Origin of the sequence: Qaidamihabitans albus, assembly GCF_016464705.1 — a bacterium.
Lineage (GTDB): Bacteria > Actinomycetota > Actinomycetes > Mycobacteriales > Pseudonocardiaceae > Qaidamihabitans > Qaidamihabitans albus.
The window spans coordinates 32,431-55,634 of record NZ_JAEHOB010000002.1 but is presented as its reverse complement, the minus strand read 5'-3'; the positions used below and the strand labels follow the sequence as shown (position 1 = coordinate 55,634).

The following is a 23,204-nucleotide window of genomic DNA, read 5'->3' as shown; positions in this document are numbered from 1 at the left end:
GCCGTTCAGCGGTGCAACTCGGCCCACATCCGGTCGAGGTCACCGCTGAACGGCGCTCCACGCTCGCACGCGCGCTCCGCGTCCTGCCGCAGGCCACGCAGCTCGTCCGGAGTGAGCCCGGATGCGCCCGGACCGTCGCCGCGCAGCCACTGCAGCAACTCGTCCCAGTCCCGCCACGGGCCCGCCGACAGCGCGTACGCCACGGTCGACCGGTCGTAGTGAGCCGGACCCACCTCCGCCGCGTGCCGGTTCTTCCCCGGCTGTGGTCGATCGGTTGCCATGTTCAGGGGTTAGCCCCGCGTGACGACAGGCAAACCGGGGACGACGCGCTGGCTAGCCAGGGAAGTTCTCCCATCCCGGCGGCATGCTGCTCTCGCCCCGCTCGTTGTACTCCTCGTCCTCGCGCAGAGGTGGCTGTACCGCGTTCGTCTCCTTCTGCTGCTCGATCGCCTCCCGTAGCTCCTCCGTGCTCATGTGCTCGACGTTCTGGATGCCCACGCGGTGCGCCTCCTCGGCGAGTTCCGCCATCGTCATCGTGTCCAGGTTCCGCTGCGCCATCACGCCACACCCTTCGTCGCTGTTGTTCATCGGATTGCCAGCGGCGCAGGGCCCTAACCGCGGTGTCCGGTTTGCCGTAACCCGCCACGGGTAGCCGAAAACAGACGTCGACGGGAAGGCAGCTGATGAACCCGACGATCAAACTCGGCCGCATCGGCGGGGTTCGCGTGGGCGTGCACTGGAGCGTCCTCGGCATCCTCGCGGTACTCGTCTTCGGCCTCGGCCTGGCGCGCTGGCCGGCGCTTCTGCCCGGCTATCCGACAGTTGTCTACCTGCTGGCCGCCACCATCGCGGCCCTGTTGTTCCTGGCGTCGCTGCTGGCGCACGAGCTGTCCCACGCGGTCGTCGCGCGAAGGCACGACGTGCCTGCCGACGAGATCACGCTCTGGCTGCTCGGTGGCGTCGCACGGCTGCGCGGCGAGGCCCGCTCGCCCGGGAGCGATCTCCGCATTGCGGCTGCCGGTCCGCTGATGAGCGTGCTCGTGGCCGCCGTGTTCGGCCTCGTCACCTGGCTCACCGTCCTGGCCGGGGCCGACCCGCTCGTCACGGCGGTGCCCACCTACCTGGCGGTGATCAACGTCGTGCTCGCGGTGTTCAACCTCGTTCCGGCCGCGCCGCTGGACGGCGGCCGGATCCTGCGGGCCGCGCTGTGGGCATGGCGCGGCGACCGTACCCGCGCGGCGATCTGGAGCGCACGGGCCGGCCGTGGGTTCGGTTTCGCGCTGGTGTTCCTCGGCGCGTGGCGACTGCTGTTCGCGGGCTTCGGCGACGGCCTGTGGTGGATTCTGATCGGCCTGTTCATCGCCAGCATGGCCAGCGCCGAGGAACGCCAGACGGAGGTGACGTCGGCGCTGGCCGGTGTGCGCGTCGGCGATGTGATGAGCCGCGATCCGGACACCGCCGACGGGCGGATGAGCGTCGGCGACTTCCTCCGCGACGTCGCGCTGGCCCGTCGCCATTCGGCGTTCCCGCTGCTCGGTCCCGAAGGGCGGCTGCAGGGACTGATCACACTCAACCGGCTCAAGTCGGTCGCCCCCGACCGCCGGGACACGACCACGCTGCAGGACGTCGCGTGCCCGCCGGAGGAGATCCCGCTCGCCGAACCCGGTGAGCGGCTGACGAACCTCCTGGAACGGCTCAGCGGCTGCACCGACGGCCGGGCGCTCGTGTTCGAGGGCGACGAGCTGGTCGGCATCGTCACGCCCAGCGACATCAGCCGCACGGTGACGCTGCAGGGTCTCGAAGCAGGCTGGCAGGGCGGCGGCGCCGACATCACCACCGCGCCCTACCGCCGGGCGTGACTCAGGGTCGGCTGCCGACGCCCTTGCTCAGCTCGCGGAGCCGGTCGCCGCGCGAGGGTTTCGCGAGTGGCGGCGTCGGCATCCCGGCCTCCTCGCGCAGGCCGGTGAGGAACTCCGCGACGGCCTCCGACGCCGTGTACCGCGGCGTCCACGCCAGGTCGGTCTTCGCGCGCGTGGTGTCCATCAACGGCAGCCGGAGTACCGCGTCGAACAGGCCGGGCGAGGCGGGCAGCGCGTGCAGCCGCCACGCCGCGGACAGCGCGGCCCTGGCGGGCCACGCGGGCATCCGCACGGTACGCGCGTGCAGCAGCTCCGCGAACAGCGACGCGTCCACCACCGGCTCCGCGGCGACGTTGAACGCGCCACGGACCGGGTTCAGCGCGGCCAGCCGGAAGGCTTCGCCGATATCGGCGGAGTGCACGGCCTGCACGCGCAGCCCGGGCAGGTCGGGTACGACCGGAACGAAGCCCGGCCGGACGAGGCCGGTCGGGAGCAGCGGGCCGGCGAAGAGCCTGCGCTGCTGTGAGGCGGACTCCCGCTTGAACACGAACGCCGGGCGAATGCGCACCAGCCGGGTCTGCGGGTTCGCCCGCCCGAACCCGTCCAGCACCCGTTCCAGGTACGCCTTCTCGCGGGTGTAGGCGGCCTCGGGCCAGCCGTGCGTCGGCCAGTGCTCGTCGACCCGGCGATCCTTCGGCCCCGGCGAGTAGGCGCCCACCGACGACGAGTAAACGAGCGTGGGCACCTCGCAGCGGGCGACGGCGTCGAAGACCCGCACGCTGCCCAGTACGTTGGCCCGCCAGGTCGTGACCGGGTCGTGCGTCGGCTGGAACAGCCACGCCAGATGGATCACCACGTCGGCGCCGGTGAACAGCGCGTCGAGCCGTTCGCCGGGAGGGTCGGCGGCGAGGTCGAGGGTGGCGATCTCCAGCTTGGGCAACGACCATTCCGGCTGCCTGCGAGCGATGCCGACGATGGAGCCCACCCGCGGGTCCTGGCTGAGCGCCTCGACCACGCTGGTGCCGATGTTGCCGGTCGCTCCCGTGACGACCACCCGGAGTCCGTCGCTCATCACTCACCTCCCAGTCGCTCGGCCACGAGTGCGGCGAGGCGATCCAGTGACTGCTCGATCCGCCGGTCGGCCTCCTCGGTGAACTCGCCGCCCAGTGCCTCCGGCTGCTCACCGGCGAAGGTGAGGTGCATGGTGGCGATGCTGTGCCGCTCCGAGTCTCGCTCGTCCGGGTCGATCTGCAGCCAGCCGTCGTAGCCCTCGTCGCCGGTGCCGCCCCATTCCAGGCGCCGCTCGTCGCGGTCGACGCTGACGAAGCCCTCGGCGTCGTAGATCTCACTGCCGCTGGAGACCCAGGCGTGCAGCTTGCCGGGGGTGTCGGCCTGCTCGACCTCCACTCCCTCGGGTGCCCAGCTGCTCAGTGTCCGCATGCTCGTCGCGACTTCGAAGACCGCCTGCGGGTCGGCGGAAATTTCGCGTTGATGCTCGAATTCGGCCATACGTCCCAGGTACCCACCCGGCCCCGGGATATACCCCTTACTCCCCGGCGAGAGCCGTGGCGGCCTCGGTGATGGCCTCCGCGTCGATCCCGGCGTGCCGGAGCTGCTCGTCCGGGGCGGCCGAAGCGGGCAGGGCGAGCACGCCGAGCTTGGCGAAACGCGGCACAGGGTCCAGGTCGGTGAAGGCGTCGAACACCGCGTCCCCGAGACCGCCCTGCGGCCAGTGATCTTCGACGGTGAGGATGCGGCCCGTGTCCGCCGCGGCCTCGTGCAGGGTCGCCACGTCGACGGGCTTGACCGAATACAGGTCGATCACCCTTGCCGGGATGCCCGCGTCGGCCAGCCGGTCGGCCGCGCTCAGCGCCTCGTGCACGGTGATGCCTGCCGCCACGATCGTGACCCGGTCGCCGGGGGAGGAGCGCAGCACCTTGCTTCCGCCGACCGGGAAGGTGTCGTCCGGCCCGTAGATGACCGGCGTGTCGCCGCGCGTGGTGCGGAGGTAGGAGATGCCCGACAGGTCGGCCAGTGCCGCCGTGAGATGCGCGGTCTGGTTCGCATCACACGGGTACAGCACCGTGCTGCGCCACAGGGCGCGGAACGCGGCGATGTCCTCCAGCCCCATCTGCGAGGGGCCGTCCCTGCCGATGGAGACCCCGGCGTGGGAGCCCATGACGCACAGGTCCGCGCCGCTGACCGCGGCCATCCGCAGGAAGTCGTACGCGCGGCTGAGGAACGCCGCGAACGTCGCGACGTAGGGGATCCAGCCGCGCACCTGCATGCCGACCGCCGCCGCCACCAGTTGCTGCTCGGCGATGTAGCACTGGAAGAAGCGATCGGGGTGCGCCTGCCCGAAGTAGCCGAGCCGTGTCGAGTCGGCGACCTCGCCGTCGAGTGCCACCACGTCCGAGCGGGCGTCGCCGAGCGCGGCCAGCGCCTCGCCGAACGCGGTGCGGGTGGCGACCTCGGTACCCATTTCGTAGGCGGTGGTCTTCAGCGCGGTGGTGTCGAGCGGCTTCCGCTCCGGAACCGGCAGCGGGTCGGCCACCCGGACCCGGATCTCGCGGCGGCCGCCGAGCTCGGTGATGGCCTGCTCGGTGTCGGGCAGCGGCTTGCCGTGCGCACCTTCCTGGTCCTCGACCGCGGCGACCCCGCGGCCCTTCCTCGTGCGCGCCAGGATTGCGGTCGGCCGCCCGGTGGTGGCCAGTGCCTCGGCGTAGGCGCGGTCGATCGCGTCGATGTCATGCCCGTCGATCTCGATGGTGTGCCAGCCGAACGCGCTGATCCGCCGCGCGTAGGCGGCGGTGTCCCAGCCGTGCCTGGTCGGGCCGCGCTGGCCGAGCCGGTTGACGTCGACGATCGCGATCAGGTTGTCCAGCTCGCTGTGCGCGGCTTGTTCGAACGCCTCCCACATCGAGCCCTCGGCGAGTTCGCTGTCACCGCAGAGCACCCACACGCGGTAGTCGATCTCGTCGAGGTGCCGGCCCGCCATCGCGATCCCGGTGCCGATCGGCAGTCCCTGCCCGAGCGAGCCGGTGGCCACGTCCACGCCGGGGAGCTGCGGCGTGGGATGGCCCTCCAGGCGGCTCCCCGCCGTCCGGTAGGTGAGCAGCTCCTCGTCCGAGATCGCGCCGGCCGCGGTGAACATCGCGTACAGCAGCGGGGAAGCGTGCCCCTTCGAGAAGATCAGGTGGTCGTTGCCCGGATGCTGGGTCGTGTCGAAGTCATAACGCAGGTGCTTCGCCAGCAGGACGGCCATCAGGTCGGCGGCGGACATCGACGACGTCGGGTGCCCCGACTCGACGGCCGCCGAAGCGCGGACCGCGTCCACCCGTAGCTGCTGGCCCAGTTCCGCCAAGTCGTTCATGCGCGGGGACTACCCGGTGCGGCCCGCGCTCACACACCCGTGTCCGCGCCCTGTGACGGCGGTACGGCGGCGCGGTGCGCACGGGGCGCGGACACGTGCGCACGGGGCGCGGACACTGCGGCTCAGGCGAGGCCGCGGATACAGCGGGCCGGAGGGCGGGTTCCGTGGATGCCTGCGACCATGTCCAGTACCTGCCGGGTGCGGCGCACCTCGTGTGCCCGGAACACCGCGGCGCCCTCCCACGCGGCGATCGCGGTGGCGGCGAGCGTGCCGTCGACCCGGTCGTGCAGGTCGGCGCCGAGTGTCTCGCCGACGAAGTCCTTGTTGGACAGTGCCATGAGCACCGGCCACGGCCCGTCGGTGAGCTCGCGTACCCGGCGCAGCAGTTCGAGGCCGTGCCAGGTGTTCTTGCCGAAGTCGTGCGTCGGGTCGATGAGGATGCCCTCGCGGGGGACGCCGAGAGCCACCAGCTGCTCCGCTTTGTGGGTGACCTCGGCGACCACGGCGGCGACCACGTCCGCATAGTGCACGCGATGCGGCCGGGTCCGCGGGACCGCACCGCCGGTGTGCGAGCAGACGTATCCCGCGCCGAACTCCGCGGCGACCTCCGCCAGCCGCGGGTCGGCGGCCTGCCACGTGTCGTTGATCAGGTCGGCGCCTTCCGCGCATGCCTGCCTGCCGACCTCCTCCCGCCACGTGTCCACGCTGATGGTCACCCCGGGGTGGCGGGCCCGGACGGCGGCGACGAAGGGAACGACCCGTCGGATCTCCTCGGCCACGTCCACGTCGGAGCCCGGCCCGGCCTTCACGCCGCCGATGTCGACGATGTCGGCGCCATCGCCGACGGCGGCGTCGACGGCGCGCAGCGCCTCGTCGAAGGCGTAGGTCGACCCCTTGTCGTAGAACGAGTCCGGCGTGCGGTTGATGATCGCCATGATCAGCGCCCGGTCGCGCCGGACCGGGCGGCCGCGGAATCGGAGTTCCACCGCGGGACTCGGCTGCACGTGGCCTCCAACTCGGGCGGGTCGACGGATGCCGACGATACGCCGACCAGGCCGGCGGCGTCGGCGTGGCCGCCGGTCCGGCTCCGGGCGCCCCGCGCGTCATCGTTCGAGTGGTGTACACGCCTGCCGCCGACGTCCTCTTCCGGCGGTCAAGGTGGCCCGGAAATTCCGGCCTCTGCCCGCCGGGCGATTCCCTTTTGCCGTGGGCCCGTTTCGCTACTCGGCGATAATGTCACTCGCCGCATTTCCGTTGGCACCGCATTTCCGTTGGCACCGCATTTCCGTAGGCGCCGCGTGCTCGACGGGTTTCGCTGGATGGACGGGCACCGCGAGCAGCGCTGGAAACGCCGTTCCAACTTCCGTACGCGCCATTCGTTACCGAGTCGTAGTGAAAGCGGGGCGTCAGGGCGGCATGTCGCTGGATCCCCCGGCGGGCCCGATACCGGGCAGAGGTGGCCACCGGACGGGGCTCCGGGTGGTCTCCCGGCGGCGTGGCCCGCCGCGGGGAGCCCCAGGTCACGTGCTGTGTCTCAGCGGTGAACCCCCGCCCATTCTCCGGGTGTTTCCGCTGTTCAAAGCGGAGTGCCCCCGGCAGGACTCGAACCTGCGACCTAGAGATTAGAAGGCTCTTGCTCTATCCAGCTGAGCTACGAGGGCCCGCGTCGACCGCTGCTGGTCCCGCGCACATCTGGTCACCAGCTTAGTCATCGCTACACCCCTGATCGTCGGATACCGACCAATCGTTTCACCTCCGTCTCACTCGGCTTGATGGGGCGCGCGTCACACCCGTTCGAGAAATCCCGCTGAGGATGCCGCCTCGGCCCCGGCACCACCGGTCGTTCAGCGCGGCCCGTAGCCGCGCTCAGTCCCAGATCTGCACTGCCCTTACGAGGTACGGCGCCTGCGGTACGAAGGTGCCCGGCCCCGGGAACGTGCTGAAGTCGCCTTCGGTGGCGCAGTGTTCGTCCTGGTACACGGTGACGTGCCGGTCGATCCGGTTGCCGAACGAGTGCCCCTCGGCCCCCTCGGGAAGAGGCACGCATTCACCCGGATTGGTGGTACGCAGATCGAATCGTGTGATCGAACCGTTGTAGAACTCCTCGCTCCAGGTGCAGAACTCGCCTTTGGCGCAGGCGAACTCGGGTGGCGGCGCACCGGCCGCGCCGGCGGTACCCGCCCCGCACAGCAGACCGAGCGCGGCGAGCAGGAGTACCCGCGAAACCCGGCCACCGCGGACCGGAACGTGTCGACTCATGTTGTGCATCTCCCCAGTGTCGGAGCGAATCTCTTCGCCGTGGAATGTGCTGGGTCCACGATGTCGAAAGGCATGGCGTTCTGTCAGCCCGTGATTCCACTCCTGTGGACAGGTAGTTGCCCTCCACCCTTTCGTGGCGGGCTGTCCACAATTTCGCGGAAACGGTTGTGCGGTGGACGGCGGAATGCTATTCGGGGGAGGGGCCGGTCGAGCCGCGGACAACGAGTTCGACGCCGAGTGTGACCGGCGCCGGCGCCCGGTGCCCGGCCAGCAGGCGCAACGTCAGCTCCCCGGCGATGCGGCCCTTGCCCACCAGGTCCTGCCGCACGGTGGTCAGCGCGGGCTCGGACCAGCGCGCGGGCGGGGTGTCGTCGAAGCCGACGACGGACAGGTCACGCGGCACGCGCAGCCCTCGCAGCCTGGCGGCCGCGAGTGCGGCGAGGGCGAGCTCGTCGGACATGCACAACAGCGCCGTCGGCCGTGGCTGCCGGTCCAGCAGGCCGCCGGCCGCCTCCAGCGCCTGCTCGCGGGCGATACCCGAGGTCTCCCACACCGGGACGGTGCTCGCGTCGATCCCGGCCGCGGCGATCGTCTCCAGGTAGCCCGCGAGCCGTTCGCGGTTGTCGAGGAAGCGGCTGTTCATCGCCTGCTCCGTGGTCATCGGCCCGCCGCGCGGCTCGGACAGGCACTGCGCGGAGACGATCCCGAACCGCCGGTGGCCCGATTCGAGCAGGTGCCGCGCTGCGGCGACCGCGCCGCCGCGATCGTCCGTGCCCACCCGCGCGGAGCCCGGCACCACGGGCTGGTCGATCACGACGAGTGGCAGTCCCCTGTCCCGGACCGCTCGCAGTGCCTGCGCGCCGTCGGCTAGCGAGTACGCCACGGCGAGATCGGCCTGTGCGGCGAGCACCCGCCCGGCGCGCGGCCCGCCGTCGTCGCCGCCGGGCAGCAGGAGCAGGGCGTGCCCCTCGGGATCGATGGTGGTCGCGAGCGCGTCGAGGGTGATCGACAGCGCCGGGTCGGAGAACGCGGCCGAGAGCCCGCTGTCGAGCATGAACGCGACCGCGCCCGCCCGCTTGGTTGCGAGGCTGCGGGCCACCGGGTCGGGGCCCGCGTAGCCGAGCCGCCGAGCCGCTCGCAGCACCTCTTCCCGCAGGTCGGCGGAGAGCTGGTCGGGCCGGTTGTACGCGTTGGACACCGTCGCACGGGACACGCCGACGGCCGCCGCCACATCGTCGAGTGTCGGTTGCCGCCGTCGCGTCGTTCCCATCCGCGCAGTCTAAGGACAGAAAATCCCTTGCCTCTTCTGAAGCGCTTAAGACATTCTGGCGGAAGGGTTTCAGGGAAGGAGAGCGGGATGGTCTCGCCGCGGTGGGCAGTGATCGTGATCTTCGCGCTCAACGGTGCTTCGCTCGGCTCGTGGGCGCCGCGGACGCCTGCGCTGAGTGAGCGCGTCGGAGTGGGGCCGGGGCCGTTCGGTCTGGCGCTGCTCGGCGCGAGTGTCGGCATGCTGCTCGCCGCGGCCGTGTCGGGGCGCATCGTCGAGCGGCTGGGTGCCCGCACGGTCATCGCGGCCTCCGCCCTCGCCGCGTGCGTGACACTGCCGCTGATCGGCGCGGCAGGCTCATTGCCGTGGCTGGCCGTGGCGCTGTTCGCACTGGGGGCGTCGGCCGGAGTCCTCGACGTGTCGATGAACATCGCCGGGGTCGCGGTCGAACGCAAGGCGGGCCGTCCGGTGATGCCGATCTTCCACGCCGGATTCAGCTTCGGTGCGCTGGCGGGCTCGGCCGCCGCCGCGCTGGCCGCGGGAAGTGGCTGGCCGCCCGCCCGCCACTTCACCGTCGCCGCGGTGGCCGGGGTGCTCGTACTGGCCGTCGTCGTACGCGCCCTCCCGGGAATCGCACCGCATGCGGCCGGTACGTCCCGGGTGACGCCTGCCGGGACGCGGGCTCCCTTGCGGCGCCCCGTGCTGTGGCTGCTGGCCGCCATCGCACTGTGCTCGGCCATCGCCGAGGGTGCGAGCTCGGACTGGTCGGCGCTGCTGCTGACGACGGAACAGCACACCGGCGAGGGGGCGGCCGCACTGGCCTACTCCGGCTTCGCGCTGGCGATGGCCTTCGCGCGGCTCGGCGGCTCGTGGCTGCAGACCCGGCTGGGCTCGACCACGACCCTGTGCGGCGGGGCGGTGTGCGCCGGAGCGGGGCTGCTGGCCGCCGCGCTGGCCGGGACGCCCGCGGTGAGCTACGCCGGTTTCGCCCTGGCCGGTGCGGGGCTGGCGGCGTCGTTCCCGGTCGCCCTCAGCCTGGCCGGGGAGTCGGGCAGGCGGGCCGACGGCGGTGGTGGCGAGCGGGAGGTCGCGTTCGTCACGGCGATCGCCTACACGGGCTTCCTCGCGGGACCGCCGGTGATCGGCGGTATCGCCCACCTCTCCTCGCTGTCGGTGTCGTTCGTCGTGGTCGGCGTGGTCGCGGCCGCGATCGCGCCCGCCGCGATCGCCGCAGCCCGTTCCATGGCGCGGGAGCGAGCCCGGCCCGCGGAGGGCGCGGTCCGCTGAGTGGCCATCGCCGCGATCGGCTTACGCTCGTACCCGTGCCCACCGAACAATCCGTGCCGGCCGATACCTCACGCCGCCCGGCGGGCGTGGCACCGCTGCTGTCCGTCGCGGTGCCGCTCGCCGTGCTGGTGGCTGTGGCCCTGGCCGCGCTCACCGGTGGCGCCACCTACGTCGTCGCGGGCCTGAGTGACCCGGGGACGGTGACCCGGTACGGCATCTCGGTCGTGCGCATCGCCGCCAACTCCGCCGCGGTCCTCTGCATCGGCTCGCTGCTGCTCGCGGCCTTCCTCGTGCCGCCCCAGCGGTCCGGCACCCTCGCGGCCGACGGCTACGCCGCCGTGCGCACCGCGGGGGTCGCGGCGTGGCTGTGGTTCGTCTTCGCCATGGCTTCGGTGTTCTTCACCGCCGCCGACGGCGCGGGCAGGCCGGTCACCGAGGTACTGCGACCACGCGTACTGCTCAACTTCGTCGAGGCGATCGAGCAACCGAAGGCGTGGCTGCTGACGGCGTTCATCGCGCTGCTGCTCGCGCTCGGCTGCCGACTCGTGCTGTCGTGGGGCTGGACGACGGCGCTGTTCTTCCTCGCGGTCGGCGGGCTGCTGCCGATCGCCGCGACCGGGCACTCCGCCAGCGGTGGGTCGCACGACATCGCCACGAACAGCCTGATCTACCACCTGATCGCCGCCGCGCTCTGGGTCGGCGGGCTGATCGCGCTGCTCGCCCTGGGGCGGAGGCGCGGTACGCACCTTACGCTCGCGGCGACCCGGTTCTCCAGGATCGCGCTCGTCTGCTGGATCGTGATGGCCGTTTCGGGCGTGCTCAACGCGATCGTGCGGGTGTCGCCGGAACGGCTGCTGACCACCGACTACGGCCTGCTCGTCCTCGGCAAGGTGGTGGCGCTGCTCGTCCTGGGGGTCATCGGTCACCAGCAGCGGCAGCGCAGCGTACGCAACCTCGTCAACGGCGCGGGCGGCGGGCAGCTCCTGCGGCTGGCCGGCGTCGAGGTGCTCGTCATGTTCGTCACGATCGGGCTCGCCACGGCACTGTCCCGCACGCCACCGCCACAGGAGATCTACACCGAGCCCTCCAACACCGAGCTGCTCATCGGCTACGTGCTGCACGGGCCGCCGACACTGCTGCGGCTGCTGACCGACTGGCGGTTCGACCTGGTGTACGGCACGGCCGCGATCGTGCTCGCCGCCGGCTACGTCGCGGCGGTGCTGAGACTGCGCCGTCGCGGTGACGCGTGGCCTGCGGGCCGGACCGCCGCCTGGCTGCTGGCGTGTCTGGTGCTGCTGATCGCCACGTCGTCCGGGCTCGGCCGCTACGCGCCGGCGATGTTCAGCGTGCACATGGGCAACCACATGCTCCTGTCGATGGTGGCGCCCGTGCTCTTCGTCCTGGGCGGCCCGGTGACGCTGGCACTGCGGGCGTTGCCGGCCGCAGGCAGGCAGGCGCCACCGGGGCCGCGCGAGTGGCTGGTCGCGTTCGTGCATTCGCCGGTGTCGCGGGTGCTGACCCACCCGATCGTGGCGCTGTGCCTGTTCGTCGGGTCGTTCTACGGGCTCTACTACTCGGGCCTGTTCGACAGCGCACTGAACTATCACTGGGCACATCTGGCGATGAACGCGCACTTCCTGCTGGCCGGATACGTCTTCTTCTGGCCGGTGATCGGCGTGGATCCGGCGCCGCGCCGGCTGCCTCCGCTCGGCCGCCTCGGGCTGATCTTCGCCTCCATACCGTTCCACGCGTTCTTCGGCGTGATCCTGATGAACATGCAGACGGTGATCGGCGAGTCGTTCTACCGCGGCCTCCAGCTGCCGTGGGTCGAGAACCTGCTGACCGACCAGCGGCTGGGCGGCGGGATCGCGTGGGCGTCAGGGGAGCTGCCGGTGCTGATGGTGATGGTCGCGCTGCTGGTGCAGTGGGCCAGGACCGACGAGCGCGAGGCCCGGCGCCGCGACCGCCGCGAAGACGCGACGGGCGATCAGGAGCTGGCCGCCTACAACGCGATGCTCAAGCAGATGGCTGAGCAGGAGGGCGCCCGCCGCCCCGAATAGCCGCCCAGGATGCCGCGAGTCCCGCGTTCGTGCCCGCGAGTCCTGCGTTCCTGCCCGCGAATGGCACGTTCCTGCCCGAGTGCGGGCGTTAGCACGGGTCTCCGACGATTCCGGCCACCAGCGCGCCGTCGCGGCCGCGTTGTGCACATCGTGGCCGGTTGTCCACAGATTTCCCGCCACCCCACCGTCCCCGTCCTCGCCCCGGCACGCTGAGACCGAGGCCCGACGAGGAAGTACGGCGGAACACGAAACGGGAAAGGTGAACGTGATGGCTATCGGCGAGACCCTGGTGACGGTGGTCGGCAACGTGTCCAGCGACGTGTCGCAGCGCACCGTCGCGAACGGTGACGAGGTGGTCAGTTTCTGGGTTCGGAGCAACGAGCGGCGCTTCGACAAGGAGAGCGAACGGTGGCGGGACGGGCGGGGTCTTTCGGTCCGGGTGACGTGCTGGCGCCGGATGGCCGCGACGGTGGGCGCTTCGCTGTCGAACGGTGACCCGGTGATCGTCAGCGGCCGGCTGTATACCAGCCGGTTCGAATCCGACGGGCAGCCGCGCGTGGTCTCCGAGCTGGAGGCTCTCGCGATCGGCCCGAACCTGTCGTGGTGCACGGCGACGGTCCGCAGGCTCACGCGCAAGTCCTCCGGCGCGGGCTCCACCGCGCGGTGGGACGGCGGCGGCCCGGTGAACACGGGTCTCGGTGGGGAGGTGACGCCCGGCGAGCGGGACCGGGTGCCCGCGGCGTGATGTGGGCCACGCTGCGCACCGTGCCGGTGTGATCACGCAGTGAACGACGGCATACCCAGGGTGGCCGGACGGTGACCGCCGTCGGGACGCTCAGGAGCTCGCTCTACGATCGCAGGCATGGCCGAGTTCATCTACACCATGAAAAAGGTGCGCAAGACCGTCGGGGACAAGGTCATTCTCGACGATGTCAGCACCGCCTTCTACCCGGGCGCGAAGATCGGCGTCGTGGGGCCGAACGGGGCGGGGAAGTCCACCGTCCTCAAGATCATGGCGGGGCTCGACCAGCCGAGCAACGGCGAGGCGTTCCTGCAGCCGGGCGCCAGTGTCGGCATCCTCCTGCAGGAGCCGCCGCTGAACGACGAGAAGACCGTCCGCGGCAACGTCGAGGAGGGCGTCGGCGAGATCAAGGTCAAGCTCGACCGTTTCAACGAGATCGCCGAGCAGCTCGCCACCGACTACAGCGACCAGCTCATGGAGGAGATGGGCAAGCTGCAGGAGGACCTCGACCACGCCGACGCCTGGGAGCTCGACTCGCAGCTCGAGCAGGCGATGGACGCGCTGCGCTGCCCACCGGGAGAGGAGGAGGTGGCTCATCTCTCCGGTGGTGAGCGCCGCCGGGTTGCGCTGTGCAAGCTGCTGCTGTCGAAGCCCGACCTGCTGTTGCTCGACGAGCCCACCAACCATCTGGACGCGGAGAGCGTGCTGTGGCTGGAGCAGTTCCTGGCCGGCTACCCCGGTGCCGTCCTTGCGGTGACCCACGACAGGTACTTCCTGGACAACGTGGCGCAATGGATCATGGAACTGGACCGCGGGCACGTCGTCGGGTACGAGGGCAACTACTCGACCTACCTGGAGAAGAAGCGCGAGCGCCTGGAGGTGCAGGGCAAGAAGGACGCGAAGCTCGCCAAGCGGCTCAAGAACGAGCTCGACTGGGTCCGCTCGAACGCCAAGGCCAGGCAGACCAAGTCGCGCTCGCGCCTCGACCGGTACGAGGAGATGGCCACCGAGGCGGAGAAGAACCGCAAGCTGGACTTCGAGGAGATCCAGATCCCGCCGGGCCCGCGGCTGGGCAACGTGGTCGTGGAGGTCGAACACCTGCGCAAGGGTTTCGAGGACCGGCTGCTGATCGACGGCCTTTCGTTCATGCTTCCGCGCAACGGCATCGTCGGCGTCATCGGTCCCAACGGTGTCGGTAAGACGACGCTGTTCAAGACGATCGTCGGGCTGGAGGAGCCCGACGCCGGGACGGTGAAGATCGGCGACACCGTGAAGCTGTCCTACGTGGACCAGACGCGGGCCGGCATCGACCCGGACAAGACCGTGTGGCAGGTCGTGTCCGACGGCCTCGACTACATCAACGTCGGCCAGACCGAGATGCCCTCGCGTGCCTACGTGAGCGCGTTCGGGTTCAAGGGCCCCGACCAGCAGAAGCCGGCGGGCGTGCTGTCGGGTGGTGAGCGGAACAGGCTCAACCTCGCGTTGACGTTGAAGCAGGGCGGCAACCTGATCCTGCTCGACGAGCCGACCAACGACCTGGACGTCGAGACGCTCGGCTCGCTGGAGAACGCGCTCGAACAGTTCCCCGGCTGCGCGGTGGTCATCTCGCACGACCGGTGGTTCCTGGACCGGGTGGTGACCCACATCCTCGCCTGGGAAGGCGATGACGAGAACTCCGCAAAGTGGTTCTGGTTCGAGGGCAACTTCGAAGGTTACGAAAAGAACAAGATTGACCGGCTGGGCGCGGACGCCGCTCGTCCGCATCGGGTGACGCACCGCAAACTCACCCGCGACTGACCGAGTACGTGAGAAGAGGTTCTCAGCAAGCCTGAGCGAGCACTGAGCGAGCACGCCGGAGCGAAAACCGAGCGGAGTCCCCCGTGGTAGCCAGTAAGCACACCAGCCGAAGCGTGGCCAACGGCCGCAGTCCCGCGGTCCGCGGCGGCGCCGAGGGAAGCCTGGCGGCCGTTGAGCACCTCGTCGAGCAGGCCGGCCGGTTCGGCCTGCGTGCCCCGGAGATCGCACTCGTGCTCGGGGAACGGGCGGCGTCACTCGCCGAGGCCGCGGGCTCGCACGAGCTTTGGGTGCGGGCCGAGGCTCTCGTGGTGCACGCGCGGGTGCTGCTGGGCCACCGGGCGCCCACGGTCGGCCGGGCGGTGGCCGCGCTGCGCGCGGCGGAGGACGCGGGCCGGCCGGAGCTGGCCGCGCAACTGCGTACCGACCTCGCGGTGTGTGCGCGCAGCGTCGGAGCACCGCTCACCGGGCTGGCGGCCCTGCGGCCCGTACTGACGGTCACCGGGCTGTCCGCGACGCAGCGCGCGGTCGCCCTGTGCCACCTTGTCGGCTGCCTGGGCACCCTGGGCCGCAAGCCCGAGCTCGACCGGGTGCTCATGGAGGGTGACCGGCTGGTGTCGGCCGACGACGCGCTGGGTGGTGACCGCAGGCTGCTCGCCCGCGCACTGCTCCGCGTCGGAATCTCGGCGCATCGCAGGCGCCACGGTGACCTCATCGGCGCCGCCGACGCGGCGCGGACGGGGATCGGCTTCCTCGACCACATCGAGGACAAGGACGCCGATGGTGGGCTGGCCCGGGTGCGCCTTGTCCTGGAGCTGGTCTGCGCGCTGCTCGATCGCGGCGACGGGGAACTGGCCGTCGAGGTCGCGCAGCCCGTGCTGGCCCAACCCGAGCGGGCGGCGAGCGTGGCCCCGGCCGGGTGGCTCCGGCTCGCCATCGCCACCAGGGTGCACCTGCGGACCGGCTCGGCGGACGCGGCCGCGCACATGCTCCGCGACGCCGCCCACAGCGCCGCCTGGCACGAGCTGCACGCGCTGGCCGCGCGGCTCTGGCTGGAGCTCGCCCACGTCGAGGAGCGCATCGGCGAGCTGCCGGACGCGATCCAGTGTCTGCGCGAGGCCCGCGCCGCCGAACACCTGCACGCACGTGCCCGCAGCCAGGCGCGCGCCCTGCTCATCGGCGAGTTCGGCTCGGGGGAACAGGCGCCGGTCGACCTCGCCGAGTTCGTGGTCACGACCGCGCACGCGCCCGTTCCGACCGCTGCGACTCCCACGCGGGGGCCCGACCCGGCGCCGACGGTGGTGCTGCCTGCCGTCCGGTTCGGTTCGACGGAGACGGCCGAGCCGGCCGGGCAGGCGCAGGCCCGGGGCGAACCCGTCGAACACACACCCGCGGCACACACGGAAGCGGCGGTGGCCGAACCGCAGCGGGCTGCGCACCGTACCGAGCAGCCTGCGCGGCGCTCACGCTCCGCGGAGTCCGCACCGGTGTCTTCGGTGTCGGCGGTGTCCTCGGCCCGCACCCGGCACGACGCCGAGCACGGCTCGGTGGCCGCGCGCTCGGTGCTCGACCGGCTCGGTATCTCGGCGGGCGGCGCCGGTGGACGCAGGCGAGCAGTGGACGACGACGCGCGGCCGCCGCGTGAGCGGGAACGGGCGGAGCGCGACGAGCGGCCGGAGCGTCAGCCGGAGCAGTCGGAGCGGTACGAACGGGCAGAGCGCGCCGGGTGGGCGGGGCGTGACGAGTGGACGACGTGGGACGAGCAGCCCGGGCGCGACGAGCGGGCGGAGCGCGACGAGACACCGCAACCGTGGACGCACCTTCCGGACGGCCCGCCACCGAGGACCGAGGAGCCTCCCGCGGCCGCGAAGCAGGACGAACGCGAGGCCGACGACGACTACGGCTGGCTGCCCCGGCTACGGCTGCCGCCCTCGCTGGCCCCGCTCGACGATCTCGGCTCCGGCTACTCGTCGCCCGAGCCGGCGAGCGCGCCCGCGGAACAGGCCAACGGCGGTGGCTCCTACGTACAGGACTCCTACACACAGGACTCCTACACACAGGACTCCTACACACAGGACTCCTACACACAGGACCCTTACACACAGGACTCCTACGCACAGGAACAGCCGCCCGATGACGAGCCACCACCGGGCGCGGGGCTGGCGGAACTGCTCGCCCGCGCACTGGCCGAGCACCGGGCGGGCACGTCCAGCGCCGCGGCACTGGTGAAGCAGCTCGGTACCCGGCACGGGGACGACGAGCCGCGGCGGATCAACGGCCGCCACAACGACGACTGACGAACCGGCTCGCGGCTCCGGCCGGCGTGCGCCCGCGCCGGCCGGAGCGACCGCAGGTTCCGGGAACGTCCGGCGGCGGAGCGGTTCGCGCGGCCGGGTACGTCCCGAGGCCCGGCACGGACTTTGCAGCCTCTCGCAGTAGGGTGAGCGCGGATAGGCACATCGAGGTGTCAAGGCCAGTGAGTGGGGAGTTGCGTTGCCTGACATGAGCTCGACCGGAGCCCCGACCCGGTCGGCAGGGGGTGCGGAAGAGGCCCGTCCGGCACGCCGGTCGGCGAGCCCGGAGCAGGTCCGGGACGAGCTGATCGACGCCGCCGCGGCACAGGCACCGGACATCGGTGAGTTGATCCGCCTGTACTTCCGGCTCATCCCGGCCGAGGAGATCATCGGGGACGATCCCGCCGACCTGGTCGGGGCGGTGCGCTCACACGTGCAGCTCGCGCAGCGGCGCGTGCCCGGCAGGCCCGTGGTACGACTGCTCAACCCGACCACCGCCGAGGACGGCTGGACGCGCGAGTCCACCGTCGTCCAGCTCGTCACCGACGACATGCCCTATCTCGTCGACTCGGTGGCCTCGGAGCTGTCCCGCGGCGGGGTCCAGGTGCAGCGGATCGTGCACCCCATCGTCGTCGTGACACGCGACGTCACGGGCAACCTGCTGGACGTATATCCCGACGCGGACGTCGCGGCTCCGCCCGCGGGTGCCACCGCCGAGTCGTGGATGTACCTCGAGATCGACCCGATCAGCGACCCGCAGCGTGCGCGGGACCTCGACAACAGGCTGGCCACGGTCCTCGGGGACGTACGCGAGGTCGTCGAGGACACCGACAAGATGATCGAGGCCGCGCGCGGTATCGCGGCCTCGCTCGACTCCGACCCGCCACCGCTGCCCGCGGACGAGGTCAGCGGGGGAGCCGACCTGCTGCGCTGGCTCGCGGCGGGGCACTTCACCTTTCTCGGCTACCGGCACTACGAGCTCGTGTCCGACCCGGAGACCGGCGAACCCGCACTGCGTGCCGCGCTCGCCTCCGGCCTCGGGGTGCTGCGGCAGGACAGCCTGGCCGCGCGCAGCCTGGTCGCAGGCCCGGACAGCGGAGCGCAGGCACTGGCGCCGACGCTGCTCGTACTCACCCAGGCGAGCGCACCGTCCACTGTGCACCGTCCGATCTACCCGTACTACGTCGGCGTCAAGACCTTCGACGAGCGTGGCAACGTCGACGGCGAGCACCGCTTCCTCGGGATGTTCACCACCTCCGCGCTGCACGAGGACGTGCTGCACATCCCGGTGATCGAGCGCCGGGTCCGCGAGGTCATCCACCGGGCGGGCTTCCCGATGGAGTCGTACTCGGGCCAGCGAATGCTGGAGGTGCTGCAGAACTGGCCCCGGGCGGACCTGTTCTCGGCCGACACCGACTCGCTCTACGCCACCGCGACCGGCGCGATCACCCTCGCCGACCGGCGCAGGCTGCGGTTGTTCCTTCGCCAGGACCCCTACGGCCGGTTCTACTCCTGCCTGGTGTTCCTGCCCCGTGACCGCTACACCACGCGCTCGCGGCTGGCCATGCAAGAGGTGCTGCTGCAGGAGCTGGAGGGAACGAACCTCGAGTACAGCACACGGCTGGGCGAGACGATCCTCGCCCAGGTGCACTTCACCGTGTACACCGATCCGTCCCGGTCCATCGAGCCGGACACCCTGCGCATCCAGGAGCGGCTCAACGAGGCGGTGCGGAGCTGGGACGACCGCGTGGTCGAGGCGATCCTGGCCGAGCGCCGCGAACGTGCCGGCACCGGCAAGGCGGTGACGTTCGCCGGGGAGGAGTCGGCGACCGAGCTGGGCCACCGGTACGCGGCCGTGTTCCCGGAGGCCTACAAGGAGGACTTCACCGCCGAGGTCGCGCTCGCCGACCTGCGCAAGCTGGAGTCGCTGACCGACGCGAGCGATCTGGAGATGACGTTCTACCTGCCGCCGGACGCGGCGGTGGGGGAGCGCAGGTTCAAGCTCTACCTGCTCGGCGAGGGCGTCACCCTCTCGAAGCTGCTGCCGGTGCTCCAGTGCATGGGCGTGGAGGTCATCGACGAACGGCCGTACGAGCTGCAGCGCGACGACGGTACCCGGTCCTGGATCTACGACTTCGGCCTGCGCGTCGACCAGCGCGTGCTCGCGCAGATCGACGAGCGGGCCGAGCGCGACCTGCAGGTCAGGTTCCAGGAGGCGTTCGCGGCCGCGTGGCACGGCGACTGCGAGGTCGACTGGTTCAACGCCCTGGTGCTGCGCGCGGGGCTCACCTGGCGGCAGGCCGCCGTGCTGCGCGCGTACTCGCGCTATCTCCGGCAGGCCGGCAGCCCGTACTCGCAGACCTACATCGAGAACGCGGTGCTCGCGCACACCGACATCGCCACGGCGCTGGTGCGGCTGTTCGAGACCCGCTTCGATCTCGGCCGCGAACCGGACCAGCGGCAGCACGAAGTCGACGCGCAGATCGAGGACATCAACACCCGGGTCGACGCGGTGACCAGCCTCGACGAGGACCGGATCCTGCGCAGGCTGATGTCGGCGATCGTGGCAACGCTGCGCACGAACTACGCGGTGACCGACGCCGAGGGCCGCCCGCGGCCGTACCTGGCGGTCAAGCTGGACCCACAGCGCGTTCCGGACCTGCCGGAACCCCGGCCCGCGTTCGAGATCTTCGTGTACTCGCCGCGCGTGGAGGGGGTGCACCTGCGGTTCGGCTCGGTGGCCCGCGGCGGGCTGCGCTGGTCGGACCGGCGGGAGGACTTCCGCACCGAGGTGCTCGGGCTGGTGAAGGCACAGGCGGTGAAGAACGCCGTGATCGTCCCGGTCGGGGCCAAGGGCGGGTTCGTGGTGAAGCGCCCGCCCGAACCGCAGGGCAGCGCCGCGCGTGACCGGGAGGCCTACCAGGCGGAGGGCATCGCGTGCTACCGCATGTTCATCTCCGGGCTGCTCGACCTCACCGACAACCTCGTCGACGGCCGGACCGTGCCCGCGCGCGACGTCGTGCGCTACGACGCTGACGACAACTACCTCGTGGTGGCCGCCGACAAGGGCACGGCGTCGTTCTCCGACATCGCCAACGAGGTCTCGGCGAGCTACGGCTTCTGGCTCGATGACGCGTTCGCCTCCGGCGGCTCGGTCGGCTACGACCACAAGGCGATGGGGATCACCGCCAAGGGCGCGTGGGAGAGCGTGCGGCGGCACTTCCGCGAGCTCGGCCTCGACACGCAGAACGAGGAGTTCACCGTCGTCGGCATCGGTGACATGGGCGGCGACGTCTTCGGCAACGGGATGCTGCTGTCCGAGCACATCCGCCTGGTCGCGGCGTTCAACCACCTGCACGTCTTCCTGGACCCGGACCCGGACGCCGCGGCGTCCTTCCAGGAGCGCAAGCGGCTTTTCGACCTGCCCCGCTCGTCGTGGGACGACTACGACCGCTCGCTGATCAGCGAGGGTGGCGGCATCTACCCGCGCAGTGCCAAGAACATTCCGATCACGGCGCAGGTGCGGGAGGCGCTGGGCCTCGGCGACGACGTGCGCAAGATGTCGCCGGCCGAACTGGTGCACGCGATTCTGCTCGCGCCCGTGGACCTGCTGTGGAACGGCGGGATCGGCACCTACGTCAAGGCGGAGTCGGAGAGCCACGCCGACGTCGGTGACAAGGCCAACGACGCCGTGCGGGTCAACGGCAGCCAGCTGCGCCTGCGGGTCGTGAGCGAGGGCGGCAACCTCGGACTGACCCAGCGTGGCCGCATCGAGTTCGCCCGCAACGGCGGCAAGATCAACACGGATGCGCTCGACAACTCCGCGGGCGTCGACTGCTCCGACCACGAAGTCAACATCAAGATCATGCTCGACCAGCTGGTCACCGCCGGTGAACTGGACCGTGGGCAGCGCAACGAGTTGCTGGAGCAGATGACCGGCGAGGTCGGCGAGCTGGTGCTGACGGACAACTACCGGCAGAACGCCGTGCTCGGCATCAGCAGGGCGCACGCCGCGCCGATGTTGTCGGTGCATCAGCGCCTGGTCGCGGCTCTCGAGGAGAAGGGCGCGCTCGACCGCGAGCTGGAGGCGCTGCCGAGCGACGCCGGTTTCCAGGAGCTGGAGAAGGCGGACGAGGGGCTGACGTCGCCGGAGCTGGCGACGCTGCTCGCCCATGTCAAGCTCGACCTCAAGGAGGAGCTGCTCGACAGCGAGCTGCCGGACGCCGAGGTGTTCGCGCGCAGGCTGCCGGAGTACTTTCCGCAGCCGCTGCGGGAACGCTTCGGCGGCGTGATCGGCCAGCACCCGCTGCGCCGTCAGATCACGACGACCCTGCTGGTCAACGAGGTCGTCGACGGCGCGGGTGTGTCGTTCGCGTTCCGGCTGGCCGAGGAGCTGAACGCGACCGCGACCGATGCGGTGCGCGCCTACGCGGTGGTCACCAACGTCTACGGGTTGCCGTCGCTGTGGGAGAGCATCGCCGAGCTCGACAACGTCGTGTCGACCGAAACGGCGGACCGGATGGTGCTGGAGACCCGCCGCGTGCTCGACCGCGCCGCACGGTGGTTCCTGACCAACCGTCCGCAGCCGCTGGCCGTGGGTGCCGAGATCAACCGGTTCGGCGAGACGGTGGACCAGCTCCTGCCGAAGCTGGGCGAGGTGCTGCGGGGCCGGGAGGCCGAGAGCGTGCGCGGGGATGTCGAGCGCCTGCGTGCCGCCGGGGTGCCGGACGACCTGGCGGACCGGATCGCGTTGCTGCTGTTCGGCTACGGCCTGCTCGACGTCACCGAGGTCGCCGAGCTCGCCGAGCAGGAGGTGGGCCTGGACACCGAGCGCAGCCCCGTGGAGACGGCCGAGCTCTACTACGCGATGTCCGACCATCTCGGCATCGACAACATGCTCACGTCGATCAACGCGCTCGAACGCGGCAACCGCTGGCACGCGCTCGCCCGGCTGGCGCTGCGGGACGACCTCTACTCCTCGCTGCGGGCGATCACCCTCGATGCGATGCGGCAGAGCGACCCGGGGGACGGCGCGGACGAGAAGATCGCCAAATGGGAGCAGGTCAACTCCTCCCGCCTCGCCAGGGCGCGCTCGACCCTGCTGGAGATCGAGCGCTCCGGCAGGCTCGACCTCGCCACGTTGTCCGTCGCCGCGCGGCAGATCCGGAGCACGGTGCGCTGATGCGAGCACAACGGGCACCGGAGGAGTACGTGGCGCTGGTGCGGCCGCGCTGGTCGGACATGGACGTCTTCGGGCACGTGAACCACGCGAACATGGTGACGTTGCTGGAAGAGGCGCGCGTGCCGCTGCTGTTCGACAAGGCATCCGCGGCGGGCCTCGCCGACTTCGCGAAGGGAATCGTGGTGGTGCACCTGACCGTCGACTACCGTGCGCCGGTCGTCGTGGACGGCCAGGACGTCCGGGTGGTGATCACGCTGGACCAGCTCAGGCATGCGTCGTTCACCCTCGACTACGCGGTCCATAGTGGACCGTCCGGGGACGACGACGTCGCGGTGACCGCGCGGACGGTGCTCGCGCCTTTCGACGTCCGTCGTGGACGGCCGCGCCGGTTGACCGGTCAGGAGCGCGAGTTCCTTTCGACGGTCCTGCCCAGCGCAGGAGCCGACGGTGCCTGAGCTGCGTATTCCCGATGCCGCCGACCGGGAGACGCTCGGCGCGTTCATCGCGCGAGCCGTCCGGATGGACGCGCAGGCCGCCGTCCGGCTGCGCATGCGCTCGCCGGGCATCCTGGAGGCGTGGGTGGCCACCCCGTTCGACGTGCTGGTGACCAGGGCGGTCGCCGGTGAGGTGACGCCTGCCGACGTCACCGTTTCCGGCAGCGAGCTGCTGGCCGCTCTCACCGTCACGCCGGGTGAGCGGATGGATCCCGGTCCCGCCCGTGACCTCCTGTGGCGCTCCGACCTGCCCGCCGCCGGTCACTGGCGGCCGGTCGACGAGCTGCCGGTGTCGGTGGTCGCCGAGCTGGCCGATCGCGGCGTGGAGCTGGCGAGGGAGAACGTCGGCCCGCAGGGCACACCGCCCGCCTCGCTGATGGACCAGACGGTGCTCACGGTGAGCAACGGCGAGCTGGAGATCAAGGTGCCGATGCGGTGCCTGTTCGCCCTGTCCGGCATGGGGTTCGTGGACGCGTCGCTGTCCGGTGACGTGGTACGCGTGACGGCGAGCGACTCGTGGATGCGCCTGGACGCGAGGTACGGGGCGGTGCTGCGCAGGCGGCACGCTCTCCTGCCGCTGCTGCTGTAGCGCT

At 71.2% G+C, this 23,204-nt stretch carries 17 protein-coding genes and 1 tRNA gene; 9 read left to right on the top strand and 9 right to left on the bottom strand.

Annotation, left to right across the window (positions count from 1 at the left end; all coding sequences use genetic code 11):
* Positions 1-5: 5 nt before the first annotated feature.
* Both JAP66_RS03465 and JAP66_RS03460 read right to left on the bottom strand, forming a co-directional pair.
* Positions 6-281 carry a hypothetical protein gene (locus tag JAP66_RS03465; protein ID WP_199430097.1) on the bottom strand — a complete coding sequence of 92 codons (276 nt, stop codon included), beginning with the start codon at positions 279-281 and terminating at the stop codon, positions 6-8.
* 52 nt (positions 282-333) lie between these two features.
* Complete coding sequence (locus tag JAP66_RS03460; RefSeq protein WP_199430096.1) at positions 334-558, bottom strand: Rho termination factor; 225 nt, start codon at positions 556-558, stop codon at positions 334-336.
* A 125-nt stretch (positions 559-683) separates the two neighbouring features.
* On the opposite strand from JAP66_RS03460, the gene JAP66_RS03455 reads away from it, so the two are divergent.
* Positions 684-1,859 (top strand): site-2 protease family protein, encoded by a 1,176-nt coding sequence (locus JAP66_RS03455; protein WP_199430095.1) that lies wholly within the window; start codon positions 684-686, stop codon positions 1,857-1,859.
* 1 nt (position 1,860) lies between these two features.
* Here JAP66_RS03455 and JAP66_RS03450 read toward each other — a convergent pair whose 3' ends face one another.
* From JAP66_RS03450 to JAP66_RS03420, 7 genes are all read right to left on the bottom strand, one after another.
* Positions 1,861-2,931, bottom strand: a complete 1,071-nt coding sequence (locus tag JAP66_RS03450) for an NAD-dependent epimerase/dehydratase family protein (protein ID WP_199430094.1) — start codon at positions 2,929-2,931, stop codon at positions 1,861-1,863.
* Complete coding sequence (locus JAP66_RS03445; protein ID WP_199430093.1) at positions 2,931-3,368, bottom strand: SRPBCC family protein; 438 nt, start codon at positions 3,366-3,368, stop codon at positions 2,931-2,933. The genes JAP66_RS03450 and JAP66_RS03445 overlap by 1 nt, the downstream gene beginning before the upstream one ends.
* Positions 3,369-3,405: 37 nt before the next feature.
* Positions 3,406-5,232, bottom strand: a complete 1,827-nt coding sequence (locus JAP66_RS03440) for a transketolase (protein ID WP_199430092.1) — start codon at positions 5,230-5,232, stop codon at positions 3,406-3,408.
* Between the two features lie 122 nt (positions 5,233-5,354).
* Positions 5,355-6,167 (bottom strand): dihydropteroate synthase, encoded by an 813-nt coding sequence (folP, locus tag JAP66_RS03435; protein WP_199430586.1) that lies wholly within the window; start codon positions 6,165-6,167, stop codon positions 5,355-5,357.
* Between the two features lie 652 nt (positions 6,168-6,819).
* A tRNA-Arg gene (locus JAP66_RS03430) sits at positions 6,820-6,893 on the bottom strand.
* 205 nt (positions 6,894-7,098) lie between these two features.
* Positions 7,099-7,491 (bottom strand): peptidase inhibitor family I36 protein, encoded by a 393-nt coding sequence (locus tag JAP66_RS03425; RefSeq protein WP_199430091.1) that lies wholly within the window; start codon positions 7,489-7,491, stop codon positions 7,099-7,101.
* A 187-nt stretch (positions 7,492-7,678) separates the two neighbouring features.
* Positions 7,679-8,761, bottom strand: a complete 1,083-nt coding sequence (locus tag JAP66_RS03420) for a LacI family DNA-binding transcriptional regulator (protein WP_199430090.1) — start codon at positions 8,759-8,761, stop codon at positions 7,679-7,681.
* An 87-nt stretch (positions 8,762-8,848) separates the two neighbouring features.
* On the opposite strand from JAP66_RS03420, the gene JAP66_RS03415 reads away from it, so the two are divergent.
* From JAP66_RS03415 to JAP66_RS03380, 8 genes are all read left to right on the top strand, one after another.
* The gene (locus JAP66_RS03415; protein ID WP_199430089.1) at positions 8,849-10,045 is read left to right on the top strand and encodes an MFS transporter; all 1,197 of its coding nucleotides are present in this window, start codon (positions 8,849-8,851) and stop codon (positions 10,043-10,045) included.
* A gap of 35 nt (positions 10,046-10,080) precedes the next feature.
* Positions 10,081-12,105 carry a bifunctional copper resistance protein CopD/cytochrome c oxidase assembly protein gene (locus JAP66_RS03410; RefSeq protein ID WP_372448936.1) on the top strand — a complete coding sequence of 675 codons (2,025 nt, stop codon included), beginning with the start codon at positions 10,081-10,083 and terminating at the stop codon, positions 12,103-12,105.
* Between the two features lie 268 nt (positions 12,106-12,373).
* Positions 12,374-12,850 (top strand): single-stranded DNA-binding protein, encoded by a 477-nt coding sequence (locus tag JAP66_RS03405; protein WP_199430088.1) that lies wholly within the window; start codon positions 12,374-12,376, stop codon positions 12,848-12,850.
* A 117-nt stretch (positions 12,851-12,967) separates the two neighbouring features.
* Positions 12,968-14,644 (top strand): energy-dependent translational throttle protein EttA, encoded by a 1,677-nt coding sequence (gene ettA / locus JAP66_RS03400; RefSeq protein ID WP_199430087.1) that lies wholly within the window; start codon positions 12,968-12,970, stop codon positions 14,642-14,644.
* A gap of 83 nt (positions 14,645-14,727) precedes the next feature.
* On the top strand, positions 14,728-16,938 hold the full coding sequence (locus JAP66_RS03395; protein ID WP_372448935.1) for a hypothetical protein: 2,211 nt from the start codon (positions 14,728-14,730) through the stop codon (positions 16,936-16,938).
* Between the two features lie 205 nt (positions 16,939-17,143).
* A complete protein-coding gene (locus tag JAP66_RS03390) occupies positions 17,144-22,117 on the top strand; it encodes an NAD-glutamate dehydrogenase (protein ID WP_199430086.1) in 4,974 nt (1,657 codons plus the stop codon).
* Positions 22,117-22,572, top strand: a complete 456-nt coding sequence (locus JAP66_RS03385; RefSeq protein WP_199430085.1) for an acyl-CoA thioesterase — start codon at positions 22,117-22,119, stop codon at positions 22,570-22,572. The genes JAP66_RS03390 and JAP66_RS03385 overlap by 1 nt, the downstream gene beginning before the upstream one ends.
* Positions 22,565-23,200 (top strand): DUF8010 domain-containing protein, encoded by a 636-nt coding sequence (locus JAP66_RS03380; protein WP_199430084.1) that lies wholly within the window; start codon positions 22,565-22,567, stop codon positions 23,198-23,200. Before JAP66_RS03385 ends, JAP66_RS03380 begins: the two co-directional genes overlap by 8 nt.
* The last annotated feature ends 4 nt before the right edge of the window (positions 23,201-23,204 follow it).

Coding starts and splice junctions, on each gene's coding strand:
- JAP66_RS03445 (WP_199430093.1), bottom strand. CDS start 3,368: ATGGCCGAATTCGAGCATCAACGCGAAATTTCCGCCGACCCGCAGGCG.
- JAP66_RS03455 (WP_199430095.1), top strand. CDS start 684: ATGAACCCGACGATCAAACTCGGCCGCATCGGCGGGGTTCGCGTGGGC.
- JAP66_RS03440 (WP_199430092.1), bottom strand. CDS start 5,232: ATGAACGACTTGGCGGAACTGGGCCAGCAGCTACGGGTGGACGCGGTC.
- JAP66_RS03450 (WP_199430094.1), bottom strand. CDS start 2,931: ATGAGCGACGGACTCCGGGTGGTCGTCACGGGAGCGACCGGCAACATC.
- ettA (WP_199430087.1), top strand. CDS start 12,968: ATGGCCGAGTTCATCTACACCATGAAAAAGGTGCGCAAGACCGTCGGG.
- JAP66_RS03405 (WP_199430088.1), top strand. CDS start 12,374: ATGGCTATCGGCGAGACCCTGGTGACGGTGGTCGGCAACGTGTCCAGC.
- folP (WP_199430586.1), bottom strand. CDS start 6,167: ATGGCGATCATCAACCGCACGCCGGACTCGTTCTACGACAAGGGGTCG.
- JAP66_RS03460 (WP_199430096.1), bottom strand. CDS start 558: ATGGCGCAGCGGAACCTGGACACGATGACGATGGCGGAACTCGCCGAG.
- JAP66_RS03415 (WP_199430089.1), top strand. CDS start 8,849: ATGGTCTCGCCGCGGTGGGCAGTGATCGTGATCTTCGCGCTCAACGGT.
- JAP66_RS03420 (WP_199430090.1), bottom strand. CDS start 8,761: ATGGGAACGACGCGACGGCGGCAACCGACACTCGACGATGTGGCGGCG.
- JAP66_RS03390 (WP_199430086.1), top strand. CDS start 17,144: ATGAGCTCGACCGGAGCCCCGACCCGGTCGGCAGGGGGTGCGGAAGAG.
- JAP66_RS03385 (WP_199430085.1), top strand. CDS start 22,117: ATGCGAGCACAACGGGCACCGGAGGAGTACGTGGCGCTGGTGCGGCCG.
- JAP66_RS03425 (WP_199430091.1), bottom strand. CDS start 7,491: ATGAGTCGACACGTTCCGGTCCGCGGTGGCCGGGTTTCGCGGGTACTC.
- JAP66_RS03465 (WP_199430097.1), bottom strand. CDS start 281: ATGGCAACCGATCGACCACAGCCGGGGAAGAACCGGCACGCGGCGGAG.